Source organism: Clostridiaceae bacterium HFYG-1003 (assembly GCA_024579835.1).
GTDB lineage: Bacteria > Bacillota > Clostridia > Clostridiales > Clostridiaceae > JG1575.
In genome coordinates, this window is the sequence record CP102060.1 from 3,008,503 (window position 1) to 3,023,384 (window position 14,882).

14 protein-coding genes are annotated in these 14,882 nt (G+C 50.2%); 10 read left to right on the top strand and 4 right to left on the bottom strand.

The genetic code is table 11. The annotated features are described in order from the left end of the window. Positions 1 to 8: 8 nt before the first annotated feature. Genes asd through NQU17_13460 form a run of 3 tightly spaced genes read right to left on the bottom strand, consistent with a single transcriptional unit; the run spans position 9 to position 2,780 of the window. Positions 9 to 899 (bottom strand): archaetidylserine decarboxylase, encoded by an 891-nt coding sequence (gene asd / locus NQU17_13450; protein ID UUM11626.1) that lies wholly within the window; start codon positions 897 to 899, stop codon positions 9 to 11. Continuing rightward, the gene (locus tag NQU17_13455) at positions 880 to 1,443 is read right to left on the bottom strand and encodes a nucleoside deaminase (protein UUM11627.1); all 564 of its coding nucleotides are present in this window, start codon (positions 1,441 to 1,443) and stop codon (positions 880 to 882) included. Before NQU17_13455 ends, asd begins: the two co-directional genes overlap by 20 nt. A gap of 32 nt (positions 1,444 to 1,475) precedes the next feature. Beyond that, positions 1,476 to 2,780, bottom strand: a complete 1,305-nt coding sequence (locus tag NQU17_13460; GenBank protein UUM11628.1) for a hemolysin family protein — start codon at positions 2,778 to 2,780, stop codon at positions 1,476 to 1,478. Between the two features lie 903 nt (positions 2,781 to 3,683). Between NQU17_13460 and NQU17_13465 the strand changes: the two genes are divergently transcribed. The 9 genes from NQU17_13465 to NQU17_13505 all read left to right on the top strand — a co-directional run bounded on the left by NQU17_13465 (position 3,684) and on the right by NQU17_13505 (position 12,557). Continuing rightward, positions 3,684 to 4,223: a hypothetical protein gene (locus tag NQU17_13465; GenBank protein ID UUM11629.1), complete on the top strand. Its 540-nt coding sequence runs from the start codon at positions 3,684 to 3,686 to the stop codon at positions 4,221 to 4,223. 146 nt (positions 4,224 to 4,369) lie between these two features. Further along, on the top strand, positions 4,370 to 4,564 hold the full coding sequence (locus NQU17_13470) for a hypothetical protein (protein UUM11630.1): 195 nt from the start codon (positions 4,370 to 4,372) through the stop codon (positions 4,562 to 4,564). A gap of 290 nt (positions 4,565 to 4,854) precedes the next feature. Beyond that, complete coding sequence (locus NQU17_13475) at positions 4,855 to 6,138, top strand: L-serine ammonia-lyase, iron-sulfur-dependent, subunit alpha (GenBank protein UUM11631.1); 1,284 nt, start codon at positions 4,855 to 4,857, stop codon at positions 6,136 to 6,138. A 240-nt stretch (positions 6,139 to 6,378) separates the two neighbouring features. Continuing rightward, positions 6,379 to 7,149 carry a hypothetical protein gene (locus NQU17_13480; protein UUM11632.1) on the top strand — a complete coding sequence of 257 codons (771 nt, stop codon included), beginning with the start codon at positions 6,379 to 6,381 and terminating at the stop codon, positions 7,147 to 7,149. A 308-nt stretch (positions 7,150 to 7,457) separates the two neighbouring features. Continuing rightward, on the top strand, positions 7,458 to 7,958 hold the full coding sequence (locus NQU17_13485; protein UUM11633.1) for an ECF transporter S component: 501 nt from the start codon (positions 7,458 to 7,460) through the stop codon (positions 7,956 to 7,958). A gap of 335 nt (positions 7,959 to 8,293) precedes the next feature. Continuing rightward, positions 8,294 to 9,388, top strand: a complete 1,095-nt coding sequence (gene serC, locus NQU17_13490) for a 3-phosphoserine/phosphohydroxythreonine transaminase (protein ID UUM11634.1) — start codon at positions 8,294 to 8,296, stop codon at positions 9,386 to 9,388. A gap of 43 nt (positions 9,389 to 9,431) precedes the next feature. Beyond that, positions 9,432 to 10,349 carry a D-2-hydroxyacid dehydrogenase gene (locus NQU17_13495; protein ID UUM11635.1) on the top strand — a complete coding sequence of 306 codons (918 nt, stop codon included), beginning with the start codon at positions 9,432 to 9,434 and terminating at the stop codon, positions 10,347 to 10,349. 14 nt (positions 10,350 to 10,363) lie between these two features. Beyond that, positions 10,364 to 11,608: a DUF1015 family protein gene (locus NQU17_13500; protein ID UUM11636.1), complete on the top strand. Its 1,245-nt coding sequence runs from the start codon at positions 10,364 to 10,366 to the stop codon at positions 11,606 to 11,608. A gap of 196 nt (positions 11,609 to 11,804) precedes the next feature. Beyond that, positions 11,805 to 12,557: a MerR family transcriptional regulator gene (locus tag NQU17_13505; protein UUM11637.1), complete on the top strand. Its 753-nt coding sequence runs from the start codon at positions 11,805 to 11,807 to the stop codon at positions 12,555 to 12,557. A gap of 475 nt (positions 12,558 to 13,032) precedes the next feature. Here the strand turns inward: NQU17_13505 and NQU17_13510 are convergent, their stop codons facing one another. After that, entirely contained in the window at positions 13,033 to 13,617 is a 585-nt protein-coding gene (locus tag NQU17_13510) for a MarR family transcriptional regulator (protein ID UUM11638.1), read from the bottom strand. Between the two features lie 405 nt (positions 13,618 to 14,022). Between NQU17_13510 and NQU17_13515 the strand changes: the two genes are divergently transcribed. After that, positions 14,023 to 14,871 carry a hypothetical protein gene (locus tag NQU17_13515; GenBank protein UUM11639.1) on the top strand — a complete coding sequence of 283 codons (849 nt, stop codon included), beginning with the start codon at positions 14,023 to 14,025 and terminating at the stop codon, positions 14,869 to 14,871. Positions 14,872 to 14,882: the final 11 nt, after the last annotated feature.

Here is a 14,882-nt window from a genome sequence, read left to right on the forward strand (position 1 = left end):
AGGTTTTGTCATTCGATCTGTGCCAGAGAAGAGCCCATTCGAAGCAGGGTTTCAATGCCCAGTTCAGACTGCCGGAGCAGATCCTCGCGAATCTTCAGAGATCCCTGGGGCAGAGGCGGGATAATCAGCAGGATGGTGGATCCGCCGAATTCAAACCAGCCCTTTTCATCCCCTTTGGCAAAAGGACCCTCACCGTGGCTGTTGTGGATGGAGCCGACCGAGGTGGCACCCACTTCAATGAACAGGACGGTTCCGAAGCGGTCTGTTGCCAGTTTGGTCACCTGACGATGATTCTTCAGGTAGAGATGGGGAATCCTCGCCAGCGCCATCGGATTGACCGAATAGTACGCTCCCGGGAAGGTTCGGGATCCCAGATCGACCCCGGTGGTCGGGTAATGATACCGGTGATAATCCGTCGGATTGAGCCGGATCGTAAACAGGGTGCCGCCTCGCCAGGGAGAGGCATCCTCACCGATCAGTTCATCCATGGGATAGGTCATTCCCTTGATCTGCAGCAGCAACGACGGATCAAGGGCGGTTTCCACCCGGACCCGTCCATCAGCCGGACAAATCAGGACATGGGGCGCCGGATCAAAGGGCCGGGTTCCCGGCTTGAGACGCCGGGCAAAAAAATCGTTGAAATGGCGAAACCCGTCCTGGGGGATCACTGCTTCATGGAGGTTGATGCCATACTGAGCAGCAAAACCTTCAATGGAAGATCTGGACCAGCGGCTGCTGCAGTAAGCTCCGGCGATGGTTTGGAACAGTTTTCGCTTGACCAGGGCTTCCAGGGTGAGGCGGCCGGAGCCGGTTGTGTAGAGGTATTTGAGAAACCCTTCCCCGGAGACCGCTTCCCTAAAGCAGGTTCCGCGGTCCGGATCAAAGACGCTCAGACTCATCGCCAGTTCCTCCCGGTTTTCGTTTTTTGCTCTGGAAGAATTCATCGAGCAGAGCTTCGGCTTCGGAGCGGTAATCCCACTTTACCCGCAGCTGGATATGGTTTAAGGGGTCATGGGTCAGATCCAGCACAGTACCCAGTGCCCCGGACTGGACTTCATGCAGTGCCACATGAACTTCCCGGATGCGCGACTGGGTAATCAGTGAGGCGCACATGGGACAGGGTTCCAGGGTTACATAGAGCACGCAGCCGTTCAGGCGCCAGTCGCCGATGCGGCGGGCAGCATCCTGGATGGCCAGCACCTCAGCATGGGCGCTGGGGTCCTTGCGCCCTTCCTTTTCGTTATGACCCCGTCCGATAACTGCCCCATCGCGGACAATGACACAGCCCACCGGGATTTCACCCTGCTCCAGCGCCAGTTGCGCATGGGCCAAAGCCTCAGTCATGAATGGCTGGTGGTCAGCATCGGTCAGTGTTTGATCTTTAGTTGATCCTGGTGTTTGATCTTTAGTTGATCCTGGTGTTTGGTTTGGTGTAGTCTTCATCCTCTGATTGAAAAAGGGACCGGCCGGTCCCCTTAATCCTTTGCTTTATTTTCCGGGGTCATTTCCGACAGGACTTTGATCCGTACGCGGTTGACCCGATTCTTTTCCGTTTCGGTGACGGTGAACTCCAGATTCTCCCAAGGGATGATCTGGCCTTCTTCGGGGAAGTTCCCCAGCAGTTCAATGATAAAGCCGCCAATCGTATCGACATCTTCCGATTCGATCTCAAAGCCCAGTTCATCATTAATATCGGTCAGTTTCATCATGCCGTCCATTTCATAGGCGGAATCACTGACTTTATCAATGGCGCTTTCCGGCTCATCGTCATACTCGTCGTCGATCTCCCCGACAATGGCTTCCAGGAAGTCCTCGATGGTGACGATGCCGACGGTTCCGCCGTATTCATCCAGAACCACCGCGATGTGGGTGCGCTCCCGCCGCATTTCGCGGAACAGTTCCTGCACCAGCTTGAATTCATAGGTGAAGAATGCCGGGCGGACATAGTCCAGCAGGGAAAACCCCGGACTGTTCTGAGTGAACATCAGGTCTTTCACGTTGAGAATGCCTACGATGTCGTCGGTGTTGTCCCGATACACCGGGATGCGGGAATATTTCTCCCGTCGGATGATATCCACCACTTCGTCGTAAGGCGTATCCAGATCCAGTGCCACCATGTCGTAGCGCTGAGTCATGATGTCGCTGACACGAAGGATCCCAAATTCCGTGACATTTTCGATGATCTCTTTTTCTTCCAGATCCAGCAGACCCTCTTCCACCGAGCCATCCACGATGTTCCTGAACTCTTCCTTTGTCATTCCCGTTTCCTCGGGCCGGCGCTTAATTCCAAACAGACGCAGGATTAAGCCTGAGATCCCATAGAAGATCACCACAAAGGGGCGCAGTATAAACAGGAAAACCTTCGTCAGCCCCATGGAGAATAACGAGACTTTCTCGGGATGCCGCCGGCCGATGGATTCAGGCAGGATTTCACCGATGATGAGAACCACCACTGTCATGACCGCAATGCCGATCAGCAGATCGTAGGTCGTGTGGCCAGTCGGTTTCTGACGGATAAACCATGCGGTGCCCAGTGCGGAGGCAGCAACATTGAAGATGGAATTCCCTACAATCATGGTCCGGTAAACACTTTCCTGGTCCTCCAGCAGAATGCTGAGCTTATCTGCTCCGCGGACTTCTTCGTCCACCAGATAACGCAGTTTTCCCTTGGACATGTTCAGAAAGGCGGTTTCAGCCAGTGAAATAAAGGCGGAAATAAGAATCAGTGCAAGTACAACAGCAAGCAGAATCGCTTGCCCCGAACTGCTGGGATCACCCAAAAATCATCAACTCCTGTTCAATCGTGTGAAAAATAAAATAAATACGTTATTATTATACCATATTTTGACAGCAGCTGATGAAATCCAACGGATTTGCAATGGCCAGAGCCTTGTTCCCCGATGGTGGGTATAACTCCCGCCATAACCATCGAAAATTAGGGCGATCCGATCGAAGGGCAGAGCCATCGCGACCCGACTTTTACAGTTTAAAAAGCACAGAGAGCAGCAAACTTAGTGTTTGCAAGGCGTCTGTGCTTTTATTAAGCTATTGATGCTGTAGTGCTACAGCTGTATTTTTGCCCCTTCAATAATCACTTGAAGGCTTCCTGTCTGATTTCGACATCATACATGTTGCACATAATTTTTAACGTGAGCATATAAAGCCATAGCTGAACAGCGGGAGCTCCCAATGGCCGGATCCTCCAGGTAGTTCAATTCGTCGAGTAAACCGCGCAGGTCTTCCATGGGACTCATCTTGGTATTCTCCTATCATTGCTTACTAAGTCTATCAAGTCCACTTTACAAGGCGATGTGGGGGTTGGCAATGTATAGGAACAGTTCGTTCACGTTACCGCAGCGTGCGATCAGTGTTAATTTCACTGAAGCGTTTCGATATTGCTTTGTTTGGAAGGCACAATGACAGAAGAGCTTTGGGATCTTTCAAAGTAATTATCATTTTTTTAAAATAATGCAGCCTTTAAATAATTCAAGGAAGGCTCTTTGTTGATCTTCGAGGGGAATGAAGGAATGCCTGGCGATAATGAATCAAGCCACCCGGTTGGGCAGGCGCAATGATATAATGAAGCAAAGACTGAATGGTCCATTCAGTTTGATCATTGCATTGCATAGAGAACAGACAGGGCGGGCTGCAATGGAATAATAATTTTAGCGGGAGTGAACAACATGATCATCATCATCAATGGACCTTCCGGTTCAGGGAAAACCACCTTGGGCAACTACTTTGGCGAACTGGGGCTGAAGGAAATTGTCTCCACCACGACTCGCCCCCCGCGGGAAGGCGAGATCGATGGGATCAGCTATTATTTTGTGACGGAAGAGGAATTTCTGGCTGCGGACCGCATTGAGGAATCCTTATATTCCGGTCATTATTACGGCGTAACCCGGGCAGAGGTAGAGGCGAAGGTCGGCGACGGGCAGAGTGCCTATGCCTCGCTGGATATCAACGGAGTCAAGCGTTTCAAGGAGCTGTATCCGGAAGACACCATTGTTCTTTATCTGAAGGTATCGCGTACTCTGATCAAGAAGCGGATGGCCCGGCGGGGCGATTCGGTGGAAAACATCCGGCGGCGGCTGGCTCACCACCGGCAGACCAGGGAGGATTTAAACCACCGGTTTGCCGACTATATTATCTACAACCACGGCAGTTTGAAGAATCTGAAAAACCAGGGATTGGAAGTGCTCAAGCGCGAAGGCATCCTTTAGACGTTTTCAAAAAAGGTTTCGTCACTAGGCAGTGGGAATTTCAATGAATAGCCATAGTTCCTTCACAGGCCATCCACCACATTCACACTTTTTCTCCGTATAATTTAGTTAAAGCTAAATAATTGAGAAAAGGAGTGATCCATTTGATGGAAAAGCAATACGGAATAACAATTGGATTATTCCTGATCTTTCTTTCGATTCTGTTGATTGAGATTGAGGACAAGCTCCGGAAACCGGAAATTGTCATTTATTTTATATCCGCCGTGCTGACGATTGGGGTCATATTACTGTTGTATTCCTTTGTCAAACGCAAGGATCGCAAAAAAAGACAGGAAAATTAGGGAATACAGGGACTCATCGATGGGCACGCGTGGAATATTTCGCGAAAACCGTTGGCGCATGGATGCCACGAACCAAGAAAATATGGATGACAGCAAATCAAAGCCCCATTCCAATCCAATATGCGATTTCTCAGAAAGCCCGCCGAGCCGTTGCGATGTTTCGTAACGGCCCGGTTTTTATAGTTTATTGGTTCTTGTGGAATGGTTGTCTTTTCAGGGTAGTTCGTGGATAATATGAGTGAAAAGAATGTCAACATGGTGCGGAATGAAACGAAAAACGGAGGCAGTACATGCATAAATTTTCTCAGATCCTCAAGGATGAACTTATTTGCGCTCTGGGGTGTACCGAGCCCATTGCTGTGGCATTGGCCAGTGCCAGGGCAAGGGCGGTGCTTGGATCCATACCGGCATCGGTAGATGCCTATTGCAGTGGAAATATTATTAAAAATGTTATGGGCGTCACAGTACCGAATTCCCAGGGAATGAAGGGGATTGATTCCGCGGTTGCTTTGGGAATCGTCGGCGGCAAAGCGGATCTGGGGCTCGAGGTTCTCTCAGGTGTAACCGAGACGGATCTGGAGACGGCTAGACAGCTCATCGCGGACAACGTCATCCGGGTGCATCTGAAGGAAGGCGTTCCCAACCTGAATATTGAGATCCATATGGAAGATGCCAGAGGCAATAAGGTGATTGTGGAGATTATGAACCAGCACAACAACATTGTCCGGATCTCCTTAAACGGTGAGGAATTCATGGAAGCCCAGGTGTTGGGCCGGGAATCGGAGAAGAATCTTTACGATGACCTGAGCATGAAGGCGATCCTGGATTATGCCGACACCGTGGACCTGGAAGAAATCCGGACCGAGCTGGAAAATCAGATGAAGCTTAACGCAGCCATTGCCCAGGCTGGCCTGACCCAGGATTTTGGATCATCCATCGGAAAGATTCTTCTGTCCGGAAACAATGACATCCGCACCCGGGCCCGGGCGAAAGCCGCTGCCGGATCCGATGCCAGAATGAGCGGCTGTGCCCTGCCGGTGGTCATCAATGCCGGTTCCGGCAACCAGGGCATCACTTGCTCGCTGCCCGTCATGGAATATGCCCGGGAAATGGGAGCGGATCAGGAAAAAACAATGCGGGCTCTGCTCGTGTCGAATTTAACGGCCCTCCATATCAAGCGCTACATCGGCCGACTGTCTGCCTTCTGCGGCGTGACCAGCGCGGGGGCCGCAGCAGGAGCCGGCATTGCTTATCTCCACGACTCGTCCAACCGGGATCTGATTTATCAGACGGTGGCCAACGCCCTGATGATCGATTCCGGCATGGTCTGTGATGGTGCCAAACCTTCCTGTGCCGCCAAGATCGCCTCGGCCGTGGATGCCGGCATTACCGGATTTGAGATGGCCAAAACCAATCGCAGCTTCAAAGCCGGCGAGGGACTCCTGAAAGAGGATATAGAAGAGACCATCCGGAGCATTGGCCGTTTTGCGGCCAAAGGTATGAAGCAGACGGATATTGAAGTGCTGAACATTATGCTGGATAAAACCGAGGATGTCTCATCAAAGGCTGAATAGAGTAAAAAATGAATCCTTCGTTCGGCGGCTGAACCGGACACAATGGGATCCAGCAGAATGACCTCCTCGGCGGTCATTCTGCTGGATCCCACTATTTTGCCACAATTTAGCCCAGGTTTGGCGATAGTATTCAGGATTCGGATGCCTCATAATGAAACCATAGAACAAAGGAACATTACCCCAATAACGACGGAATCAGATCTCATTCTGATCCAACACATAAACAAGGAGAAATGACAAATGAACAAAAGACAAATTGTTAGCTTCGTACTGGCCGCGGGATTGGTTGCAGGTGCTGGCTTTGGCCTCCGGGCCATGGCGGATGACACCAATACCCAACCATCCACTCAGCCATCGACTCAGACCGAGCAGACACCGTCCTCCCGATTCGGCAGAGGCTTCTTCGGTATGATGAAAGGCTTTGGCCGCATGGGCGGAGGCTGTTTCGGCGGAGGATTCGGCTTCAATTCCGATCTGACGGCAGAACAGCAAAAAGAATTGAATCTGCTCCGGGCAGAAGCGCAGAACATTAAGGTTGACTATCAGGCTCAGCTGAACACTTTGCATGAAGCGCTCAGAACCGCGATTGATGCCGGCAGCAAGACTGATGTTCTGGCTGCATGGGATTCCATCACCGGCGTGCATGAAGAGATCCAGACCAAGCTGGCTCCGACACAGGAGAAGATCAAGGCCATTCTGGGAACGGAAGCCGATGACTGGAACCTGTTCGAAGGACGCTGGGAAGACAGCTGGATGGCGGAACAGATGGAAGACCTGAAGAATGCGCAGACGGATGAGGCAGCCAAGGTGATCCTCGATCAGCTGAAGACCGGCCAGGGTCGCGGCGGCATGATGTATAACAAACCGCAGGGCAATGGCCGTGGCAGAATGCCTGGATTGGGCGGACGGATGAATAATCGGGGCCGCGGTTTTCAGAACGGAACCGTGAATCCCGGAAGCAATAACGGAAATACCAATTCAAATGGAAATTCCAACTCCAACGGCAACTAAGTTAGCAACAGAAGCGATACTCTGCGTACAACCGTAGACTGATGCCTGGGCCCCCAAGCCTGGAAAATCCGAAAATTCTTAAATTGACTCAATGCCCGAACGGATCCCCTCCCGTTCGGGCTTTCCTTGTGTCAGAAGTTCAACCAGGGGATCGGGCAGAGGACACATTGACAAAGCCTGGAGACAGGACAGTCTCCGGGTGGTGGGCTGCCGGGACCGACCAGTACAGTTTCTTGCGGGAGCCATTTTAAAACGGGCTTTGCACTGATACAATCACTGTAGATTTGTTGTACAGGAGGTTTTTTCACATGAAAGTCCAATCAGTTTCAAAGTTGACTCATTTAGGGCTGTTTGCTGCCCTGATTTTTGTAGCGACCTATCTGCTGAAGATTACCATGCCCATTGGCTACATCCATCTGGGGGATGGTATGATCCTGGCGGGTGCAACCCTGCTGGGTCCGGCCGCCTGGCTTCCGGCTGCCATCGGCTCTGCCATGGCGGATGTCATGCTGGCTTATACCAGCTATGCGCTGCCGACGTTTCTGATCAAGGGACTGGTGGGTTTTCTGGCCGGTTTGTTTCTGCAGAAAGTTCATCAGGTCAAGGGTGCGATCGGGATCTTTATCCTGGTGGAACTTCTCATGGTTGCCGGTTATTTTGTGACCGAAGCATTCATGTACGGGTTCAACGGAGCAATCCCCCAACTGCCTGCGAATCTGCTGCAGGGGGCGTCCGGCGTTGTCATCGGAGCGGTGCTTTTCCCATCCATCGTGCTGCTGCGTCAGCGGTACCAGTCTCGTCAGAGATAAAAATAAGCCTGCGATCGCGGATCGGCAGGCTTATTTTTATGCTTCGACGATATCTCAATGCAAACTCCAACTAGCAAAATTCGGGTTTCGCTCCAAGTTGGCAGAACAATTAGTTTTTAATTAATAACAATAATAGAACGTTTTCAGGCAGGGATTCCGCATTTCCTGACCGATGACCCGATAAAATGAAATAATTACAAACAGGTTCCTTCATTTCGGGAAAGTGACTAAAAAAAACGGCGAAATTAGGCTATAATTAAAACGGTATCAGTACTTTTCACGTAAAAGTACTTTTTATTCATATAACAAAACCCGAACATGGAAGGAGAATGAATATGGAAAACAAGAGAATTTTTAATTTCTCAGCCGGCCCCTCTGAATTGCCTTTAGAGGTACTTGAAACTGCTGCCAAGGAAATGACCAACTATAACGCATCCGGAATGGGTGTCATGGAAATGTCACACCGCTCCAAGGTTTACGACCAGATTTTCAAGGAAACCGAAGCCAAATTCAGAAAAGTATTTGCTGTTCCGGACAATTATAAGGTATTGTTCCTGCAGGGCGGCGCTACGATGCAGTTTGCCCAGATTCCGATGAATCTTTTGACCAAGAACAAGAAGGCTGACTACATTGTCACCGGCTCTTTCTCAGGCAAAGCGAAGCAGGAAGCTGAAAAGTACGGGGAAATCAATGTAGCCTTCTCCGGCAAAGCCGAGGGCTTCACACGGATTCCGCGCCAGGAAGAACTCAAGCTGTCCCCGGATGCGGATTATGTTCACTACTGCGACAACAACACCATTTATGGAACCAAGTGGGATTATATTCCGGAAACCGGCAATGTACCGCTGGTTTGCGACATGTCATCCTGCATCCTGTCCGAGCCGGTCGATGTATCCAAATTCGGCCTGATTTATGCGGGCGCTCAGAAAAACATGGGACCTGCCGGATTGGCTGTTGTCATTATCCGCGAAGATCTGATCGGCGAACCTCAGCCAGGAACTCCCGTCATGCTTGAATACAAGACCATGGCAGAGAATGATTCCATGTACAACACCCCCAACACCTGGGCGATCTATGTACTGGGACTGGTTCTTGACTGGGTGGAAGCCAATGGCGGAACCGCAGGCATGAATGAACTCGCTGTCAAGCGCAGCCAGATGATTTACGACTACATCGAACAGTCTGAAGGTTATTATAAGAACCCCAATGACGAGGCATCCAGATCCAAGATGAATGTCGTATTCCGTCTTCCCAATGAAGAGCTGGAGGCCAAGTTCGTCAAGGAATCGGCTGCTGCCGGTATGAGCAACCTCAAGGGTCACCGGTCTGCCGGCGGAATCCGCGCATCCATCTACAATGCCATGCCGGTGGAAGGTGTGGAATACCTGGTTGATTTCATGAAGAAATTCAAGGAAAACAATCCTGTCTAAGACTTGCCCCAAATAATACAGTAAAAACTGGAGGAAATTATAAATGATCAGAATCCTGGCAACGGACGGAATGGAAGCATCTGCCGTTGATAAACTGAAATCTCTTGGCTACGAAGTCATCGAAAAATTCTACGAACCGGAAGAGTTAAAGACTGCCGTGAAAGATGTCGATGTCATGGTCGTTCGTTCTGCCACAAAAGTGAAAAAGGACATCATTGACGCCGCGGCTGAAACCGGACGGCTCAAGCTGGTAATCCGCGGCGGTGTTGGAATTGACAACATCGACAAGCCCTACGCAGAAGAAAAGGGGATCAAAGTCACCAACACTCCGGCTGCCTCCTCCGCTTCTGTCGCGGAGCTGACCATCGGCCATATGTTCTCCATGGCCCGGTTCATTGGAATTGCCAACGCTACCATGCGCAACGGCGAGTGGAACAAGAAGAAATACGAAGGCATCGAGCTGGCTGGCAAGACTTTAGGTCTGATCGGTTTTGGCCGGATCGCCAAGGAAGTCGCAAAGCGCGCTGAAGTTCTGGGCATGAATGTTGTCTACAACAAGCGTTCCGGAGCAGAGGCAGAAGAAGAAACCGCTCGCTTTGTTGATCTGGAGACATTGATCAAGAATTCCGATTTCATTTCCCTGCATATCCCCAAGCAGAAAGACAAGGATTATCTCATCGGCAAGGAAGAAATCGAAATGATGAAGGATGGCGTATTCCTGATCAACACCGCCAGAGGCGGACTCATTGACGAGGATGCCTTGGTTGAAGCGCTGGATTCCGGAAAAGTATCTGCCGCCGCTTTGGATGTTTTCAAGGAAGAACCGACCAAGAACGAAAAAATTACCAAGCATGCCAAAATCTCCATGACTCCCCACATCGGAGCGGCCACCAAGGAAGCTCAGACCAGAATCGGCGGAGAAATTGTTCAGATTATAGAAGATTTCTTTTCAAAAGAATAAGGGAGGAGTAATTAATGAAAGTTAGACCTTTTAAAGCGGTTCGTCCTTCCAAGGAGCGAGCTGACAAAGTGGCTGCACTTCCTTATGATGTCATGGATTCCGATGAAGCCCGTGAGATGGTAAAGGACAATCCTTACTCATTCCTGCATGTGGACAAAGCTGAAATTGACCTGCCGCGTGAGATGGATCAGTATGATGATCAGGTCTACGCCAAGGCAAAAGCCAACATCGACAAGTTCCTGGAAGAAGGAACCTTCATCCGGGATGGCAAGCCGAATTTCTATATCTATCGCCTGATCATGGGTGATATTGAGGAAACGGGAATTGTCGGAGCTGCTTCCGTGGATGACTACATGGAAGACCGGATCAAGAAGCATGAATTCACCCGGGAAGCCAAGGAAAGAGACCGGATCCGCCACGTGGATACCACCAACGCCAACACCGGACCCATCTTCCTGACTTACCCGGAGAAAGCAGAAATTTCCGCTCTGGTGAATGAATGGACCGCGAAAACTCCGGAATATGACTTCACAGCGGAAGACGGCGTTCGGCACACCGTTTGGGTTGTCGACGAAGACAGCGCCATCGAAACCATCCAGAAGGCCTTTGATGAAATTCCTGCCCTCTATATTGCTGACGGCCATCACCGGGCAGCTTCTGCCGTTAAAGTCGGCAAGATGAGACGGGATGCCAATCCAAGCTACACTGGCGAAGAAGAGTTCAACTACTTCCTTTCCGTCATATTCCCGTCCAACCAGCTGAAAATCATGGATTACAACCGGATTCTCAAGGACCTGAACGGAATGACCGAAGAAGAACTTCTGGCCAAGCTGTCTGAAAAGTTTGAAGTGGAAGAATATAAGGGAGAAGGCCAGTACCGCCCCGAAAAGAAACACACCTACGGACTGTATCTTCCCGGCAAATGGTACAAGCTCACCGCGAAACCCGAGATTCTGCAGGACACTGATGTTCTGAAATCCCTCGATGTTTCCGTTCTGTCTGAGAATGTACTCGCTCCGATTTTTGACATCAAGGATCAGCGGACTTCAGAGCGCATCGACTTCGTCGGAGGAATCCGCGGACTGGGCGAGCTGGAAAAACGCGTGAACGAAGACGGCTTCGCCGCTGCCATCGCGCTGTATCCAACCGATATCGAAGACCTGATGAAGATCGCCGATTCCGGACGGGTCATGCCGCCAAAATCCACCTGGTTTGAACCAAAGCTCCGTTCCGGACTGTTCCTGCACGAACTGGACTAGACCGGTAAATTAATAAACCCAGAGCAGACTCCGTTGTGATGACCGGAGTCTGCTTTTTTAGATTTTGTAAATTACGATTTCCGGCTCAGGCTTCAAAAAAATGAAAAAACTGAGTTGAAAGGATTGACTATGACGTTAGGTAATAGTTTAATGTGATAAATGAAGTCAACCGAAACAAAGGGAAAGGAAGAGCGGCTTGGAATTGAAAATCAACGAACTGTCTCGTCTGGCAGGTGTCAGCGTACGGACGCTCCAATACTATGACCGGATCGGACTATTGCCTGCGGCAAAGCATCCAGGTAACGGGTATCGGATCTATACGGCGCAAACCATCGACCGTCTGCAGGAAATCCTCCTGTTCCGCTCCCTCGGTTTCGAGCTGAAGGAAATCGGAACCATGATCGGGGCATCGGCTTATCAGCGTCTGGATGCCCTGAAATTGCAGCGACAGCTGACCAGCCGGCGAATGGATGAGCTGGTTCAGCTGCTGAAGACCATTGATTCATCCATTGAGGAACTGGAGGAGGGAATAACCATGAAAAAGGAAGACAAATTCAAAGGAATGAATTTCAGAAACAATCCCTATGAGGAAGAGGCCCGGGAGAAATGGGGCAATGAGAAAGTAGATGAGGCCAATGCCAGAATCGGAGCAAAGACGGACGCCCAGTTGGGAACAATGCAGGATCAGATGAATGAAATGTTCGCCGGCTTCGCGCAGCTTCGGCACAGCGATCCGACCGGAGAGGAGGCAGTTCGATTGACGGAGCGATTCTATCACTTCCTTAACAAGGAAATTGGCAGCTTCTATAATAAAGAAGTATTCAAGGGTCTTGGTCAGATGTATATTGACGATGAACGCTTTACCCGAAACCTGGATCTTTGGGGAGAAGGGACAGCCAGGTTTATGCGTGACGCCATGGCAAACTATTCCGATCATTACCTCAAATAGGCTTATATAAACAGCAGCCTGAAGCATCAACCCAGAAGCGGCGATACAGAGAGATCAACCCGGAATCATCAACCCGGAAGCATCAACCCAAAAGCATCAACCCAGAAATACCAATAGTCCAATATCACGACAGAAGGTTCAAACTATAATGAACCATCAAAACAAGTCCAATCCGCTGTTACGGATCGGACTTGTTTTGATTTCCGTCAGGCAGTTCATGCGACGGTGTGTTATGCAAAAAAACCACAAACCTGGTTAGTTAAGGCGAAACCCAAATCAGTCAGAGGAATCACATTAGCCAGGGTCAATCAATCCTAGCCAGGGTCAATCAATCCTAGCCAGGGTCAATCAATCCTAGTCAGGGTCAATCACGGAAGATCATATTAATCATGGTAATTCCTGGCAAAGAAATGAACGAGAGCGGGATGCTCTCGTTCATTTGCTGCAGTCGGTGCGGAGATCAGCATGGTTCGAATTAAGGATTCGGCTCTGAATCATCCTCTTCATTGGGGTCTGATTCAGAATTTTCTTCCTCCGTGAGGGGGAGATCTTCAAATGTTTCCTCGGGCAATTCAAACTCTTTGCCTGGCTCATAGTTAAAGTCCTCATCTCTCATCAGCTCGGAGACGTTCTTGATCAGATTAAGCAGGTGGGAGGAATGGAACATGATCTGTTCCAGATCCTCTTCGCTGTATTCGCTGAACAGATCTTCGACGATGTGGGTATTGGCCGCCTTCAAATTCTCATAGAAGTGTTTGCCGGAGGCGGTCAGGTGGAGTCGAATCACACGCCGATCCTTCTCATCCCGGGTCCGTTTCAGATAGCCTTTCTTGATCAGGGCATCCAGGATCGGAGTCATATTCGGTTTGGAAATCTTCAGATATTTGGCAACGTCAGTTACTGAGGAATTGTCTCGCCGTCTCAGATAGAACAGGACCGAAAATTGTGCAGGGGTCAGGTGGATCGCCTTGGAAATCACCAAGGGATTGAAAATCTTCTTGTGCAGGATGATCATCAGATCATACAGGTAGGAGGTAACTTGGGGATAGTTCTTGCTCATATTTTTCACACTCCTCGGTTAAGAGACTGTTTGGAACCATCCGATGCAGCCTCTTGATTCATGAGTATTCATATCATTGTTTTGTTATATATATCATACTCAATTCAAAAGAGAAAAACAAAAGAAGTTTCGTGAACAGTATTAAAATAATATATGTTATACCACGTGAAACGGCGGATTGACGCCAAAAGGCGAGAAGTCTGAATATTCATTTTTGGGCCACGTAAGACTGATTTTTGGCAGCGGTTCAAACCGGCAGACAGCGATCTGTCCGCCAGGCTTTTTCCGGCAGAATGCAATGTTGGATTGATTTCGAGGGTGACGGCAGGTAAACTGAAGGTAGACTGCATCGAAAGTGAGAGAAAGAACATGCGCCAATCGGGCTTCTTTAAGAATCAAATCAGAATGACTGGGACCATTGTCCTGATCACGGCAATGGTCAGCCTGACCGGATGTCAGGGCGGACCATTAAGCATCGTTCCCGGTACCGGTCAGGCCACGACGGCCGGATCCCAGCCGTCAAACGCTTCCCAGGCGGGTCCTTCCAATACTTCGCAGGGAAGTTCCCAATCTTCTAACACCTCGGTTCCGGCTCCGCCTTCTCTTGCCGCTCAGGCACTGTCCAAATACCAGGCAGCCCGACAGGGACTGCGCAGCGAACGGATCACCCAATTATGGTCGGTGGAGAGCAATTATCCGATGAAAACCGGAAAGATCACCTTTGCGGCAAATTATGATCTGAATGGTAAAGTACAGACCGCCATGGGCAGCCGGGAAGAATCAGAAGGGGTGGATACCTCAATAACGACCTGGTATCGCACAGAGAGTGAGTATACGGTCGACCACAAGGGTACCGTGACCACATACTCCCTGGCCCAGGTTAAGGAATCACCGATCTTCGATCTGGACGCCTTGCTCACCCGGCTGCTGGAGACATATTCGGCCAGCCTGGAGGACGGCACTTACTATGTCAAGCTGGCAACCCAGGATTCCGGTCTGATCCGAAATATTATGGAAGATCTCGGGTATCGCAAGACCGAGGAAGATGCCTATGAGGGCAATCTGTATCTGGAAGCCATGATCAACGAGCGGACAGGCTATCTGGACACTCTGAATTACACTTTCAAGCACCGGATCGCCGGCTACACCGATAATGGGTCGATTTCAACCAGTGACCAGAACCTGCCGGTCGACGTTTCCGTTCCAAAGACTCCGGGCCAGACCAAACCCGGCGCCGGAACCAGCCAGCCGTAATGGTCGAATCC

Bases quoted from the DNA above. Each gene is read 5' to 3' on its own strand.
- asd (UUM11626.1), bottom strand. From the start codon at position 899: ATGAGTCTGAGCGTCTTTGATCCGGACCGCGGAACCTGCTTTAGGGAA.
- NQU17_13455 (UUM11627.1), bottom strand. From the start codon at position 1,443: ATGAAGACTACACCAAACCAAACACCAGGATCAACTAAAGATCAAACA.
- NQU17_13465 (UUM11629.1), top strand. From the start codon at position 3,684: ATGATCATCATCATCAATGGACCTTCCGGTTCAGGGAAAACCACCTTG.
- NQU17_13470 (UUM11630.1), top strand. From the start codon at position 4,370: ATGGAAAAGCAATACGGAATAACAATTGGATTATTCCTGATCTTTCTT.
- NQU17_13475 (UUM11631.1), top strand. From the start codon at position 4,855: ATGCATAAATTTTCTCAGATCCTCAAGGATGAACTTATTTGCGCTCTG.
- NQU17_13480 (UUM11632.1), top strand. From the start codon at position 6,379: ATGAACAAAAGACAAATTGTTAGCTTCGTACTGGCCGCGGGATTGGTT.
- NQU17_13485 (UUM11633.1), top strand. From the start codon at position 7,458: ATGAAAGTCCAATCAGTTTCAAAGTTGACTCATTTAGGGCTGTTTGCT.
- serC (UUM11634.1), top strand. From the start codon at position 8,294: ATGGAAAACAAGAGAATTTTTAATTTCTCAGCCGGCCCCTCTGAATTG.
- NQU17_13495 (UUM11635.1), top strand. From the start codon at position 9,432: ATGATCAGAATCCTGGCAACGGACGGAATGGAAGCATCTGCCGTTGAT.
- NQU17_13500 (UUM11636.1), top strand. From the start codon at position 10,364: ATGAAAGTTAGACCTTTTAAAGCGGTTCGTCCTTCCAAGGAGCGAGCT.
- NQU17_13510 (UUM11638.1), bottom strand. From the start codon at position 13,617: ATGAGCAAGAACTATCCCCAAGTTACCTCCTACCTGTATGATCTGATG.
- NQU17_13515 (UUM11639.1), top strand. From the start codon at position 14,023: ATGACTGGGACCATTGTCCTGATCACGGCAATGGTCAGCCTGACCGGA.